At 69.0% G+C, this 13,601-nt stretch carries 14 protein-coding genes; 4 read left to right on the top strand and 10 right to left on the bottom strand.

Annotated elements, in window-relative coordinates; genetic code table 11:
- Window positions 1-10: 10 nt before the first annotated feature.
- The 3 genes from ACSQ9A_RS13835 to ACSQ9A_RS13825 are packed head-to-tail and all read left to right on the top strand — an operon-like array spanning window position 11 to window position 2,668.
- Window positions 11-997, top strand: coding sequence for an ATP-grasp domain-containing protein (locus tag ACSQ9A_RS13835; RefSeq protein WP_436304034.1), 987 nt, complete (start codon window positions 11-13; stop codon window positions 995-997).
- Window positions 984-2,069, top strand: coding sequence for a hydantoinase/oxoprolinase family protein (locus ACSQ9A_RS13830; RefSeq protein ID WP_436304033.1), 1,086 nt, complete (start codon window positions 984-986; stop codon window positions 2,067-2,069). The genes ACSQ9A_RS13835 and ACSQ9A_RS13830 overlap by 14 nt, the downstream gene beginning before the upstream one ends.
- Complete coding sequence (locus ACSQ9A_RS13825) at window positions 2,069-2,668, top strand: amino acid kinase family protein (protein ID WP_093111702.1); 600 nt, start codon at window positions 2,069-2,071, stop codon at window positions 2,666-2,668. The genes ACSQ9A_RS13830 and ACSQ9A_RS13825 overlap by 1 nt, the downstream gene beginning before the upstream one ends.
- A gap of 19 nt (window positions 2,669-2,687) precedes the next feature.
- Here the strand turns inward: ACSQ9A_RS13825 and ACSQ9A_RS13820 are convergent, their stop codons facing one another.
- The 5 genes from ACSQ9A_RS13820 to ACSQ9A_RS13800 are packed head-to-tail and all read right to left on the bottom strand — an operon-like array spanning window position 2,688 to window position 8,112.
- Complete coding sequence (locus ACSQ9A_RS13820; protein WP_436304032.1) at window positions 2,688-3,392, bottom strand: (5-formylfuran-3-yl)methyl phosphate synthase; 705 nt, start codon at window positions 3,390-3,392, stop codon at window positions 2,688-2,690.
- A complete protein-coding gene (locus ACSQ9A_RS13815; protein WP_436304031.1) occupies window positions 3,389-3,970 on the bottom strand; it encodes a DUF447 domain-containing protein in 582 nt (193 codons plus the stop codon). Before ACSQ9A_RS13815 ends, ACSQ9A_RS13820 begins: the two co-directional genes overlap by 4 nt.
- A gap of 8 nt (window positions 3,971-3,978) precedes the next feature.
- Window positions 3,979-5,415 carry a DUF6513 domain-containing protein gene (locus ACSQ9A_RS13810; protein ID WP_436304030.1) on the bottom strand — a complete coding sequence of 479 codons (1,437 nt, stop codon included), beginning with the start codon at window positions 5,413-5,415 and terminating at the stop codon, window positions 3,979-3,981.
- Window positions 5,394-6,047 carry a flavoprotein gene (locus tag ACSQ9A_RS13805; RefSeq protein WP_436304029.1) on the bottom strand — a complete coding sequence of 218 codons (654 nt, stop codon included), beginning with the start codon at window positions 6,045-6,047 and terminating at the stop codon, window positions 5,394-5,396. Before ACSQ9A_RS13805 ends, ACSQ9A_RS13810 begins: the two co-directional genes overlap by 22 nt.
- Before the next feature lie 19 nt (window positions 6,048-6,066).
- Window positions 6,067-8,112 carry a sigma-54-dependent Fis family transcriptional regulator gene (locus ACSQ9A_RS13800; protein WP_436304028.1) on the bottom strand — a complete coding sequence of 682 codons (2,046 nt, stop codon included), beginning with the start codon at window positions 8,110-8,112 and terminating at the stop codon, window positions 6,067-6,069.
- A 294-nt stretch (window positions 8,113-8,406) separates the two neighbouring features.
- On the opposite strand from ACSQ9A_RS13800, the gene ACSQ9A_RS13795 reads away from it, so the two are divergent.
- Window positions 8,407-8,838, top strand: coding sequence for a dihydroneopterin aldolase (locus tag ACSQ9A_RS13795; protein ID WP_436306294.1), 432 nt, complete (start codon window positions 8,407-8,409; stop codon window positions 8,836-8,838).
- Window positions 8,839-8,920: 82 nt separating this feature from the next.
- On the opposite strand, the gene fae is transcribed toward ACSQ9A_RS13795, so the two are convergent.
- The 5 genes from fae to ACSQ9A_RS13770 form a co-directional block, all read right to left on the bottom strand.
- Entirely contained in the window at window positions 8,921-9,433 is a 513-nt protein-coding gene (gene fae / locus ACSQ9A_RS13790; RefSeq protein WP_436304027.1) for a formaldehyde-activating enzyme, read from the bottom strand.
- A gap of 73 nt (window positions 9,434-9,506) precedes the next feature.
- Window positions 9,507-10,445, bottom strand: a complete 939-nt coding sequence (locus tag ACSQ9A_RS13785; protein ID WP_436304026.1) for a triphosphoribosyl-dephospho-CoA synthase — start codon at window positions 10,443-10,445, stop codon at window positions 9,507-9,509.
- Window positions 10,445-11,380, bottom strand: a complete 936-nt coding sequence (locus ACSQ9A_RS13780; RefSeq protein ID WP_436304025.1) for an ATP-grasp domain-containing protein — start codon at window positions 11,378-11,380, stop codon at window positions 10,445-10,447. Before ACSQ9A_RS13780 ends, ACSQ9A_RS13785 begins: the two co-directional genes overlap by 1 nt.
- Window positions 11,381-11,431: 51 nt before the next feature.
- Window positions 11,432-12,439 (bottom strand): methenyltetrahydromethanopterin cyclohydrolase, encoded by a 1,008-nt coding sequence (mch, locus tag ACSQ9A_RS13775; RefSeq protein ID WP_436304024.1) that lies wholly within the window; start codon window positions 12,437-12,439, stop codon window positions 11,432-11,434.
- Window positions 12,436-13,587, bottom strand: a complete 1,152-nt coding sequence (locus ACSQ9A_RS13770; RefSeq protein WP_436304023.1) for an ATP-grasp domain-containing protein — start codon at window positions 13,585-13,587, stop codon at window positions 12,436-12,438. The genes mch and ACSQ9A_RS13770 overlap by 4 nt, the downstream gene beginning before the upstream one ends.
- Window positions 13,588-13,601: the final 14 nt, after the last annotated feature.

Here is a 13,601-nt window from a genome sequence, read left to right as displayed (position 1 = left end):
GAGGATGGAAATGACGACACGCGTGTTTGTTTACGAGTATCTCAGCGGCGGAGGCTGGACCGACTACGGCGATGACGCGGCGGCCGACGAGCTGCTGCCGCTGGGGCTGTCGATGCGCGATGCCATGGTCGCAGACCTGATGCGCGTTCGCGATTGTTCCGTGTCGGCGGCCACCTGCGTCCCCGTGAACACCCTGCCCGCCCGCGCCGCGCCGCTGCGTCCGCTCGCGGGCGAATCGGCCTTCGCCTTCGTGGCGCGGCAGAGTGCGCTGCACGACATGGTCTGGCTGGTCGCGCCCGAGACGGACGGCCTGCTGGCGCGCTTCCAGCGCATCGTGGGCGATGCGCGCTGGCTGGGCTGCAGCGCCGAAGCCATCGAACTCACCGCCGGCAAACACGCCACGCTCGTGCACCTGGCCGCGCACGGCGTGACGACACCACTGGCCTTCGAGCATGCGCCCGAGATCGAGCGCTGGGTGGTCAAGCCCGACGACGGCGCGGGCGGCGTGGCCACCCACGTGCACACCCGCCGCGCGGCTGCGCTCGAGGACCAGGCCCGGCGCGCGCAGGCCGGCGCGGCCGTCACGCTCGAGCCCTGGGTCGAAGGCGAGGCCCTGAGCCTGTCGCTGCTGTGCACAGAGCAGAATGCCGAGATGCTGAGCGTCAACCGCCAGCGCATCGCGCTCGATGCGCAAGGCAGACTTTCCTTCGAAGGCGTGACGGTCGATGCGCTGGGCCGCGACGATCCGCGCACGCGTCCCCTGGCCACCTTGGCCATGCAGGTGGCGCGCGCCATCCCGGGCCTGCGCGGTTTCGCCGGCATCGACCTGGTCTGGCATCCGCAGCGCGGGCCGGTGGTGATCGAGGTCAATCCACGCGTCACCTGCGCCTATGTCGGGCTCTCGGCGGCCCTGGGCCGCAACCTGGCGGCTGAACTGGTGGCGAGCCGCTTGCACGGCGACACCCAGGATCGGGAACTTGCGCGTGCCCACGTCTGAACGCACCACCATCGGGTGGGACATCGGCGGCGCACACGTCAAGGCCTGCCTGCTGCAAGGCGGCGAGGTCGTCGACGTGGCGCAATGGGGGTGCCCTCTCTGGCAGGGCCTGGACCATCTGGTGCGCGCATTGCAAGCCGCGCGCACGCGCTGGCCCGCGCTCGAGGCCGCGCAGCATGCCGTGACCATGACGGGCGAGATGGTCGATCTGTTCCCCGACCGCGAGGACGGCGTTCGAAGCATTGCCGCCACGCTGGCGGCCGCGCTGCCGGTTCCGCCGAGCGCGCTGCATTTCTTTGCCGGCGATGCCGGCTGGTGCGCCGCCGCGGAGGTTGCCAGGCAATGGGAGTGCGTTGCCTCGGCCAACTGGCTCGCGACGGCGCGGCATGCCGCGCTCACGCTGCCGGAGGGCGTGCTGGTCGACATCGGCAGCACGACCACCGACCTGATCGCGTTCGGCAACGCGCGCGTGCTGACCACGAGCCGCAGCGACGCCGAACGCCTGGTGAGCGGCGAGCTGGCCTACCACGGCGTGGTGCGCACACCCCTGTGCGCACTGACCCAGCGCATCACATGGCGCGGCCATGCGCGCCATGTGATGAACGAATTCTTCGCCACGACCGCCGACGTCTACCGGCTCAGCGGCGAGCTGGATCCGGCGCACGACCTGCACCCGAGCGCCGACAACGCCGCCAAGAGCCTGCCGGCGACGCGCCAGCGTCTCGCACGCATGGTGGGACTGGACGAACGCGATGCTGCCGCCGATGAATGGCTCGATCTGGCACGGGCTTGGCGCAGCGCTCAGCTCGAAGCACTGGCCGCGCAGTTGCGCCGCGTGCTGGCCGCGCATGCGCTCTCCCGTGAAGCCGTGATCGTCAGCGCGGGCTGCGGCGCCTTCCTGGTGCCCGAGCTCGCAGCCGCAGCCGCCGAAGCGGCCCCGCGACGGCTCGCCGCCTATGGCAGCGATGTAGCCAAGGTGGCCCGCCAGGCGGCGGCGGGCACCGCGGGCTGGGCGCAAGTGTGCGCTCCGAGTGTCGCGGTGGCGGCGCTGTTCGAACGGGAGCACGACTGATGTGGGTCGTCAAGATCGGCGGCAGCCTCTGTGCCGACCCGGTGCTGCTGGAGTGGCTGGATCTGCTCACGCAGATCGGCGGCGGCCGCGTGACGATCGTCTGCGGCGGCGGCAGCTTCGCCGACGAAGTGCGACGCGTCCAGGCGCACTGGCAGTTCGATGACCTGGCCGCCCACAACATGGCGGTGCTGGCGATGGCGCAGACCGCCTACCAGTTGCACGCGCTGAATCCCACACTGCAACTGGCCGCGCGCAGGACCGACATCCCCGATCTGCTGCACCAGGGAAAGACCGCGCTGTGGCTGCCCCTCGAGCTGCGGCGCGACCAGCCGGACGCACGCACCGGTTGGGACGCCACCTCCGACACCATCGCGCTGGACCTGGCGAAGCACCTCAACGCCGAGCAGCTGGTGATGGTCAAGTCCTGCGCCATCGACCCGGGGCTGACACTGGCCGAGCTGGGTGATACCGGTGTGGTCGACCCGCAATTTGCCGAGCTGTCCGACGACGCAGCCTTCCCGATCACCTTGCTTCACAAGAGCCAGGTGGCGACCATGCGCGCGCTGCTGCTGGGCGAAGCCACCTACGCTGCGCGCTGAGCGCCGGCGCAGGAGAAGATCAAGCGGGCATGGGCTCGTCGACGGCCTGCCCGTGCAGCAGCGCGGCCAGCGCCGCCAGCCGCTGCGGGCACAGCGCCGTCTTGCGGTCGCCAACGCAAACGGCACTGCGAAAGCCCGCGAAATCGGGCGCCAGCGCCTGCAGCAAGGGAATATGCGTCGTGCGCAGCGCGCCCGCCAGCCCGACCAGCCGGCCCGAGGCGCGCACCAGCGCCAGAAAGTGGCGCAGGTCCGCCATCGGGACCGCATCGAACAGGCTGCCGGCCTGCTTGTCGGCGGTGTCGGCCATGAGCGCCGGAAACTCGAGCCCACAGGCATGCGCGACCAGCGCAGCATCCAGGCCGCGGTCGGCAACGAAGACCGGCACCACCGGCCAGTCGCAGGCCGCCAGCGCGTCGAGCACGGCGAACGCCTCCGGCCCCCGCTCGATGCCGACCTTGACGTAGTCGACGCCGCAGGCGCCGACGGCCTCGACCTGAGCGCGGATGCGAGGCAGCGCTTGCATCGGCAGGTCGCCGATGGTCGCGCTCACGGGCCGTGCGATGTCGTGCGCTCGCAATGCACTCACAATGGCGGCGATCGTCGCCACCGGCAAGCCGCCCAATGCGCCCTCGCCGGGCTCCTTCAGGTCGATGAAGTCGGCCCCGCCGCGTGCCGCGAGCAGGGCCTCCTGCACGCTGCGGACACTCACGAGCATGCGCGTCATGATGTCCGCTCCTGCGCGCGGGCATGGTGCTGCGCGACCGCGGCGCGCAGCCATTCCCACGCTTCGCGCTCCTCGGGTCCGGCAGTCTTGTCGATCGCGATCTGCAGATAGCTCATTTCGGTTTCCACTTTCTCGGGTGCCAGCATATGCAGGCGACTGACCAGCACGGCCCCTTCAATCACCGCGGCCTGGGCGCGGTTGAAGCCGGCGAAGGGTGCGTGCGTGGCCTCGTGCACGGACATCATGCGCAACACCGGCCGCTGCGCGTCGTCGCGGCGCTCGGCCAGCTCCAGTTCGACGTGGCGCAGCGCACAGGCCAGCCGCACGCCGTCGATGCGGTCGGCCGCATGCGTGGGCCAGAGCTTGCGGCCGGTCACGCAGCCAGCGAACACGCGGGTGTCGCACACGATGTTGAGTACCGCACGGCCGGTGGCCACGATGTTGTCGTGCGTGGTGGAGGGCTTGAACGGCATCAGCACGATGCCGCCTTCCTGGTACCGAACTCCCATCGGCGCCACATGCGCCAGCCCGCCGGGCGCCACGGTAGTCACCACGGCTTCGAAGATCTGGTCGTTCATGGGAGTGCTCATGGCCCGGGCTCGGCCGCATTGGTTGTCGGCGCCTTCATGGTGCTTCCCGGCGCGCACCAGCGCGCCAGGTCTTCGGTGGCCCGCGGCGCGGCGCAGCCCCAGTCCAGCGGCTGGTCCTGCACGTAGCGCTTGCCCAGCTGCCAGGCGATCTCCGCGCGCGCCAGCTCGACACCCATGTAGAAGGCATGGTCCGCATCGTCTTCCAGCTTGAGCTGCGGCCAGAGTTCGAAGGCGCCCTGCCCCAGGCGCATGCCGTCGCGGTTGTACACGTGCAGGCCGAGGGGCGAGATCTGCACGCGGAAGTTCGGGTCGCGCACCTGCGCGGCGATCTCGCCGATTTCTTCCGGCGTGTCGGGAAACGGATGCTTGGCGTGCACCGTCATCAGCGCGTCGCTCATGCCCTTGGGCAAGGTGCCGTGCTGAGCCGCCGCATGCATGATGCGGCGCGCCCAGTCGGCCTCGCACACCGCGCGGCGCGCATGCTGACTGACCTGGGTCGTCAGGACAGCGGCAACGTTCAGTTCGGCGGCGATGCCGAACAGCACGGCATTGATGCCGCTCGTGTCGGCCTCGGTGAGCTCGGTCAGGTTGCCGACGCCGAGCATGATCGGCGCGTCGGGAAAACGCGCGCGCAGCCGGTGGTAGCGCACGATCGAGGCGGTCAGCCCGAACGGTATCGGATCGAGGATCGAATCCGCCAGGAAGGCGCGCCCGCGGCGCTGCATCTGCACCACCGCTTCGTACAGCGACTCCTCGTCGGCCGGAACGCGCGGGATCAGCACCGGCGTCGCGGCGACCTCGTCGGCGATCCACAGGCTGTCCAGCGTGAGGCTCAGCAGATAGTCGGCGCCGGCCTTGCCGCCGCGCAGCAGTTCCTGTGAATCGCTCGAATCGACGCTGACCTGGAAGCCGGCGGCCTTCAGCGCCTGCACGCTCTCGGCCAGATGATCGAAGCGCGTCTCGGGCAGGCAACCGAGGTCGATGACGTTGGCGCCGTCTGCAGCCAACCGCTGCGCCCGCTCGATGATCTGCGCCACCGACAGCCGCGGCGCATCGACGATCTCGGCGAAGATCGCAACCTGGTACTCGTTCAGGTCGATGTGCTGCGCAGCCCGGTTGAAGTGGCGCGGCAAGTCCTTCAACTCCTGCGGACCGCGCTCCACCGGAACGCCGTAATGAAGACTCAAGGCCTCGACATCGCCACGGCAGCGGCCCGGCACGATGATGCGATCGGCACGCCGCTTCTCGCCTTCGCCTTCGCTCAACACGGGCGCCGCCACGCGGCGGCGGATCAGGTCGGCCGTCATGAGCGCCGCCACCTGCAGCCCGATCTCTCGCACTTCCCATGTGAACGGGGCCGCCTCGATGCCGGCCAGCACCCGCGTGAGGCTGGCTTGGGCGAGGCGCCCGGTCAGGAAGACGATGTGTTCCATGCGAGAGAGAGTTCCTTCAGTCGTGCATCGAGCACGGCTTCAAGTTCGGCCGGTGAAGAGACCACCCGGCAGAAGTCGATGCCGCGCAGCCGCTCCACGTTGTCCAGTTCGATGCGCCGCGGGCGCAGCGTCACCCAGTCGTGCGGCGACTTGGTGACCACCACCGGTTCCGTATCGCATGCAAACACGATGCCAGGGATGCCGAGCTTGCCGGCCTGGGCGAACATGTTGGTCGGCAGCGTATCGCTGATGCCGAACGCGCACTTGGCCACCGTGTTGCTGGTCGCCGGCGCGACCACGACGGTGTGATAGATGTCGTCGTAGAGCATGCCCACCGGCACGCCGCTGGCCGTCTTGTCGCGGAACACGCGAAAGCGCGGTTTCAGCGTCTCGATGTGCAGCTTGTAGATCGGCAGCACTTCCTCGGCAGCGGCCGAGAGGAACAGGTCCACCGCCGGCAGCCGCGCCGCGAGCGCGAGCGACTCCTCGAGGAAATGACCGGAGCCGGTGATGCACCAGGCCAGGCGCGAACGCGGCGGCGCTGCAGGCAGCTGCGGCTCGCCGGCTTCGAGAGCCAGGCCGGCGCCGCGCGGGTCGATGGCGACCGCATCGGAGCGCCCCAGATTGGCCATGGCCGATGGATGCGCGGACTCAGTCCGGCGGGGAGATCTCGATGTGGAGCTTGTGGAGTTTTCGGTACAAGGTGTTGCGGCTGACATCGAGCGCCTTGGCGACGTTGCTCACGTTCCAACGATGCTGCTCCAGCATCTGCAACAGTACCTGCCGCTCGTTGGCCTGAATCGGGTTGAGTTTGACCGCGGGCGCAGCGTCGGCAGATGCCGTGTTCGCCTCGGCATCCATCGCCTCGGCGACGGCGGGCAGCGCAGCATGGGCGTGCAGGGACGACGGCGCCTGCCTCGCCGCGAGCGAAGGCAGGTGCTCCCTCGTGATGGTCTTGCCGTCGGCCAGCGCGGCCGCGGTGCGCAGCACGTGGCGCAGCTGCCGCAGGTTGCCGGGCCATGGATGGGCCATCAGCAGGCGCTCGGCCTCTTCGCCCAGCCTGCACGCACTGCCGCCTTCGTCCGCCAGCACGGCCTGGATCAGCTCGCGCTTGTCGCTGCGGTCGCGCAAGGGCGGCAGGTCCAGCTCGATGCCGGCCAGCCGGTAATAGAGGTCCTCACGGAATCGGCCTTCGCGCACCAGGCTCGGCAAATGGCGATGGCTCGCGCTCACGAGCTGGAAGTCCACAGGATGGGTTTCCTCGGTGCCGAGCGGCGTCACCTGGCGCTCGTCGAGCACACGCAGCAGGCGGGCCTGCAACTCCAGCGGCATGTCGGCGATCTCGTCGAGAAACAGCGTGCCGCCATCGGCCTGCAGGATCTTGCCGCGTCGTCCGCTGCGCTGCGCGCCGGTGAAGGCGCCGGCCTTGTAGCCGAAGAGCTCGGATTCGATCAAGGTTTCGGGCAGGCTTGCGCAGTTGACGGCGACGAAGGCGCCCTCGGCATGCGGACTGGTCTCGTGGATCGCTCGCGCGAAGACCTCCTTGCCGGAACCGGTCTCGCCGCACAACAGCACCGGGGTGCGGCGCGCTACCACGCGCCGCGCGGTGTCCAGATGGGCCACGAGCCGCGCGTCCTTGAAGGTGCGGATGATCGGCGCGCCACGCCCGGCAGACACTCGCGACGGCACGCGAAAGCCTTCGCCCTGCGCCTCGTCCAGTGCCACGATGCCCATGCCCGCCACACGCGCACGCGCGGGCGTGGAAGCGTCCGACGCCGGCCGGCGCGCCACCGCGAAGAAGCGCAGCGCCGCCTTGGCGCGGTAGGCCACGACCGGGTGGAAGGAGGAGGACAGGCTGCGCTGCAGGATGTCTTCGAGCGAGGTCTGGAACAGGTCATCGATGCGCTGGGAACGAATCTCGTCCATCGATTGCAGGCCGAGCTGGAACAAGGCGCTGCGGTTGGCCGCAAGAATGCGCCCGTCCTCTCCGACCGCGAGCTTGCCCTCGTGCAGCGTGTAGACGAATTCGGGCCGGCTGTGGAAATGCAGCGGATGCGCATTCGAGAAACGCTTGTCGATGAGCCGGTTCTCGATCATGCGCGCCGTCATGCCCAGCAGGACCAGCACATGCTGCTGCATCAGGCTGGAGCGGCTGGTCACGTCGAGCACCGCGATGATCTCGCCGGTCGGATCGAGCACCGGCACCGCCGAACAGGTCAGCTGCGTGAACTGGCTGAAGAAATGCTCTTCCCGCCGCACGGAGATCGGATGCGCGGCCGCGAGGCAGGTGCCCATGCCGTTGGTGCCGGCTTCGGCTTCGCCCCACATGCCGCCGGCATGCAGGCCCATCGGCTCGACCTCGGCAGCGAACTCGGGCGAAGACACCATGTGCACGATCACGCCGTCGGTATCGGTCAGCACCACGGCGGACTCGGGGTCCGCGAGCTGCTGATAGAGCGTGGTCATCTCGTAGCGTGCGCATTCGATCACGTCGGCATGCTGGTTGCGCCGGCTTTGCAAGGCCGCAGACTCAATCACCACCGGTTCGCGCGCGCGCCCTGGGTCGAGCTGGTACTGATTCAGGCAGCGGCTCCACGAGCGCGTGACCAGATCGTTGCCCTCCTCGTGAAATCCACGTCTCACGACATCGAGCACACGGTCGGCGTGTCGATCACCTTGCCGCGGCATCAATGTCATTGGAGTTCTCCGGCGCGTTCCATCGTGTCTCCTTGGTTGGCTCATTGTTGTGCTTGCCGGCATGCCGCGCACCCGGTGAAACACCGAGCCGGGGCAGCGCCGGAGCAGGTCCGTTCACTGGCCTGCATTTTGCGTTGATGAATCCCGCATGGGGGGCTTGACTCGCCAGCGGACACACTTTCAAACACATTCGAATTCACCTGGAGACATCACTTGAACACCAGCCTGCGTCCCTCCATCGACCACCCTTCCAATGTCTCCCAGGTCTCCGACACCGCCGATGCGACTGCACCGATGGACCTGATCTTCATCGAGGGCTTCAACGGCGAGACGGTGATCGGCATCCACGAGTCCGAACTGCACCGCCCGCAGCCGCTCCTGATCGACGTGTACGCAGGCGTGCCTCGCGCGCATGCCTGCGACACCGACTGCATCGGCGACACGATCGACTACAGCGTCGTGCGCGAACGCCTGCACAGGCTCCTGGTCGAACACCGGCTGCAACTGCTCGAGGCTTTCGCCGAGGCCATCGCCGACATTCTCATCGACGAATTCCGCGCGAGCTGGGTTCGCGTCAAGGTCGTGAAGCCGCGCAAGTTCGACGACGTGCAATCGGTCGGCGTTCAGATCGAGCGCCACGCGCCGACGTACCGCACGTCGAGATCGGCTCACAGCGCGACGGTGCTGAAGTTTCTCGCCAGCGGCATGGTGCCCGCCAAGCGCTGAGCGCGCCGCGCCTCGCTCCGAGGCGAAGGAAAAGAAGCCGGCCCGGTTCACGCGCCGGCTTCTTCTCGTTAGTGCTTGCGGCCTACAGGTGCGCCGCGAACGGATGCGCAGTCGTGCCCTTCTTGTCCACCACTTCGGCGGCTGTGGGCGAGCCCGAAACGGCGCGCTGGATCGCCTCGCGCGTCGCCTGGTAGTTGTAGTCCTGGATCTTCTTGTCGTCGTCGGCGAGCCAATGGATGAATACGCCGACGCACAGGAACAGGTTGTCCGCCTCGGCCATGGGGATGGTGCCATCCTCGACGCTGTCGACCACCGCCAGCGCCACCCCGCGCTGCGCCGGTCCGAACATCTGCACCGCCTGCTTGGCGCCCTTGATGGTCACTTTGTTGAACATCACGGTCGCCGGCTTGGTTAGCAGGTTGGGGGCCACCACAGCGAGCAGCGAGGTAAAGCCATCCTTGTTGTTGGTCAACGCGTGGGCGAAGGCGGTTTCAGCGGCGCTGCCGCGCGGGCCGATGATCAGGTCGATGTGGGCGACTTCATTGCCCTCGCCGACGAGCGATTCGCCCACCATCAGTCGATCGATTTTTGCCATGGTTTCGGGTCTCCTCTAAGGTGATACGGTCGTTACGACACCGGCCAGGATGACCAGCGCAATGTCATGGGTATCACGATCCGTGCCATCCGTTCGCTGCTTCGCGCGCGGGCGTCGCGCACGAGCCGATCCAGCCCGCAAGCAGCAGCGCCGCCACCGTGAAATCGGCGCTCGTCCCCGGGTTGATGCGTGCGGCCTTCAGTGACAGATCCCAACCGGCGAAGTCGGGCTCGGCATCGAGCACGGCGCCTGCGCGCTCGCGCTCACGCCAGGCCTGCGCCGCCGTCATGACAGTCTGTGCCACGCGCTCGCCGTGATTTCGCACAATGTGTGAATCCGCAAAGCCGCTCAGGCAAGCCAGGTAAAGCCGTTGGACGGAAGCCACAGTGGCGGCATCGGGCGGCGCCTCGCCGTCGACCGGCCCTTCGCCGCAAGTCATGCCGTGGACCGGCGCCTGGAAGGCCAGTGCAAACAGATCCGCAAAGCCGTCGCGGTACTGCCGCGCGATGAGATCGCGCTCCGCAGCCAGCGCCATCGCAGCACGCAGGTCGATGCTCGGATCGTCGTGCACATCCTCCGCCGGGGCGTTTCCCAGGCCGCCGGGGCGCGCGCGCGCAATCGCGCGATAGGCCGCGCGTGCATCATCGATGTCGAGCGCGGCCAGCACGGACTCGACCGCAGCATGCAAGGCCGCACAGGTCGTGGCGCCGGGGTGGCGCTCCATGGCCAGCGCGATCGGCGCGCACAGCAGCAGGATGCCGAGGTTGGTGTTGCATCCGGCGACCGCCCAGGTCGCGGTCACGGCGCGCTCGATGCGCCCGCCCACACGCAAGCCGGGTTCGAACAGCGCGCCCGCCGCCGCTTGCGCGCTGGCGATGAACATCGAGGCCTCCATGCCGTGCCCCGGAGAGACGAGGCTGACGTTGCCCGGCTTGCGCACCGCGACGTCGAGCCAGCAGGCCCGCAGGAAGCAGGCCCGGGCCCTTTCGATCGCCGCCTGCTGCGCGCTCATCAGGCGCGGCGCTCCGGAGCCACGCCCTCCTCCAGGCGGCGGCGCGCCTGCGCCATCTTGCGGTCCAGCAAGTCGTCGACGATGGCCCCGGCGATGTTGAAAGCCGTCACGCGCTGCAGCCCCTGCCAGGCAGCGACGCCATTGACTTCCAGCACCTGGATCGGCGGCCCGCTCGCCGCTGCGATGAGGTCCACGCCCGCGTAGTCCATGTCCAGCGCGAGCGCGGCGCGTTCGGCCAGCTGCGCGAGCGGCTGCTCCAGTTCGGCAGGCTCGCAGCGCGCACCCTGGGCCACGTTGTGGACCCAGTGCGCGCTCACGCGCCGCATCGCGGTCAGCGCGCGCCCGCCCACCACCAGCACGCGCCAGTCGAAGCCCGGCGCAGCCACCGGCGGAACGAAGCGCTGCAGATATGCCAAGCCCGCGTAACGTGCGTCGGTGTCGGGCATCGGGTGATGCACGCCGTCGACCTCGCCCACCAGCTGCAGGTCCTTGCCCTGCGAGCCGAACAAGGGCTTGAGCACCAGCGCATGGCCCGCAGCCGTCTCGCGCATCGCAATGCGCCGGGCCTGGGCCGCCGATTCCGTCGCCCAGGTGGCGGGGGCCGGAATGCGCGCGGCATGCAGCAGCAGGCTGGTCATCGACTTGTCCACCGAACGCTCGATCGCGCGGGCATCGTTGTAGACCGGCACGCCCAGCTCGCGCAGCGCGTGCAGCACGCCAAGGCGCTTCGTGACCTGCTCGAAACTGCCGCCGGCAATGCCCCGGACCAGGACCGCGTCGGGCAGTTCGCGCCCGTAGCCGGGAATGACCAGGCCATGCCATGCCGCAGTGGTGTCGATCTGGCAGGCCGCCAGGTCAACGCAGCGCCCTACCGCACCGCGCGTGCGCAGCGCGGCTTGCAGCTGGCGCGTGTGCCAACCGATTTCGTCACTCATGATGACCACGCGAATGGTCATGGGCTCACCCCGCGCATGCGATCCATCATTTCAGGCCTCCTGCAGCCACAGGCGCTGCAGCAGCGCCATGTCGGACGCCCCGCCGTGCCAGGTGTTGCCGCTGTCGAGATTGCTGACCCATACCTCGGCCGGGGCGAACAGCGCGCCATCGATCTTGTAGAAGTCGTACGCCACCTCCTTGAAGATCTCCGCGAACGAACGCCCGTAGTCGCGCGAGTTGCGCGAGGGCAGCGCACGGGCCAGCGCGCGGGCCGCGTCGTCGTCGCCGCGCACCGTCAGATGCACGCGGCCGCCGTACAGGATCGCGTCGTTGGTGCGCCCCATGGCCTCGACGCCATCGCTGCTGGGCGACGGCAGCGGAGCGCTGGCGTCGCCATCGACGATGTCCGCCAGCGCATAGCCCAGTTCGTGCGCCTTGTGCAGCGCCACTTCGAGCACGCGCGCCACCACCTGCGTGGTGCCCGCGAGACTGGTGGTGGGCGTGAGGATCAGCGTCAGCGCCTGCGCGGGCAGGTCGCAGTCGCGCAGCAGCTTGTCGACCACGATCTTCGGCGGCGTGCGATCGACTTCCAGCACGAGCACGCCGAAGTCCGCGCGATCGCGGTAGCCCAGCTCGGCGAAGAGTTTTTCCTTGACCGCCAGCGCGCGCGCCGGACCGGAGCCGAGCGAGAAGAACTTCTTGCCGCCGGTCTCCTCCTTGGTCGCCGACAGGCTCCAGCCCGCGTACTGGCTGCCCAGGCATGCCAGTACCGGCTGCGAACTGCGCACGTCGAGCCAGGTCGGCCAGCCTTCGGCGCTGCCGCCGCTGCGCAGGTGCACATGCCCCAGTCCACCCATGCAGATCTCGCCGATCCGCAGCCCGGCAGCCACGCTGCCGCGCGCCTCGATGCCGGCATCGACGATGTGGACCCCGGTGTCGTCGCGGCGCACATGCAGGCCCAGCGCATCGGCATCGGCCAGCAGGCGTTCGACCAATGGCTGCGCCAACAGGTTGACGCTCAGGCCCGCGGCCGCCGCCGGCGAGGAAGTGTTGCTCATGCCAAGGTCTCCAGTGATTGCAGCAGCCGCTCGCGGCCTTCGTTCAAACGCGTGCGAACCTGCTGGGCGCTGCTTGCGCTCGCCGTCAGGGTGCACACGGGGTCGTCGATGCCGAAGCGCTGGCCGGCATCGGGGAGGTCGCGGATGCCGGGCCATGCGGCGAGCCGCTGCGCTGCCGGCGCGTCCAGCTGCAGGGCTCGCGGCGCGAACACGATCTCCATGCCTTCGACATCTTGCGCAGGCAAGGGCGTTGCCGGCGGCAACTCCCCGTCCATGCAGGCTCGCAAGTGCGCCTGCATCAGGCCCGGCGAGCCGGCCGGCCGACGGTAGAGGCTCATGCTCGCCGGCGGCCTCGGATTGACTTCCAGCACGCCGATGGCGTCGCCGTCGCGCATGAAATCGAGACTGCACAGGCCGCAGAGCTCGAACTCCGCGGTGAGCGCCAGCGCGATGGCCGTGACGCGGCGCGCCATGTCGGCCGCTACGGGGACCGGGCCGACCGCGCCGCAAAAAACAAAAGGCCGCGCGCCGAAACTGCGCACGCTCAGTTCGTTGAAGCCGAGCACATGGACATCGCGTCCATTGGCGATGAAGGTGGCCGACATCGGCAGCCCCGGCATCTCGCGCTGGTAATAGCGGTGCGCGCTGGGCCGCTCGTCCTTCGGCCAGGGCGCGCGGCGAACATGCCAGCCGCCGCAGCCATGTGCATCCTTCATCAACCACCCTGCAGGATTCTCGGGAGGCTCGAAGCTCACCTGCGGATGCGGCATGCGCTCGGCCGCGAGAAAGCCGAAGAACACCACCGGATCGCGCAGGCGGCGCACCGCGGCCGCTGCAGTGCCGATCAGCGGCAGTATGGCCGCGCCCTGTTCGAGCAACGCGGGCTCCCCCTCGAAACCGCTGCCCGCCACCCATCCCACGACCGGCCCCCCGCCTTCACGTTCGCGCGCCAGCTCGCGCAATGCGGCCAGGACTCGCGCTGCATCGATGTGCAGGCTTCCGGGCGCACCGATCGGCAGCCAGCGCGAAGCGGCGCGACGCGTGTCGACGTCACCGAACAGATCGAGCGCGACCACGTCGAAGCCGTCGTGCGCTGCCGCCTCGGCCATGGCACGCGCGGAGATTGCGGCGACTGCGAGCGTGCGCATCGCGCGAGCGCGCC

It is taken from the genome of Variovorax sp. LjRoot290 (assembly GCF_964253985.1).
Taxonomy (GTDB): domain Bacteria; phylum Pseudomonadota; class Gammaproteobacteria; order Burkholderiales; family Burkholderiaceae_C; genus Variovorax.
The sequence above is the reverse complement of the archived record's forward strand: the minus strand, read 5'-3'. Positions and strand labels throughout refer to the sequence as shown.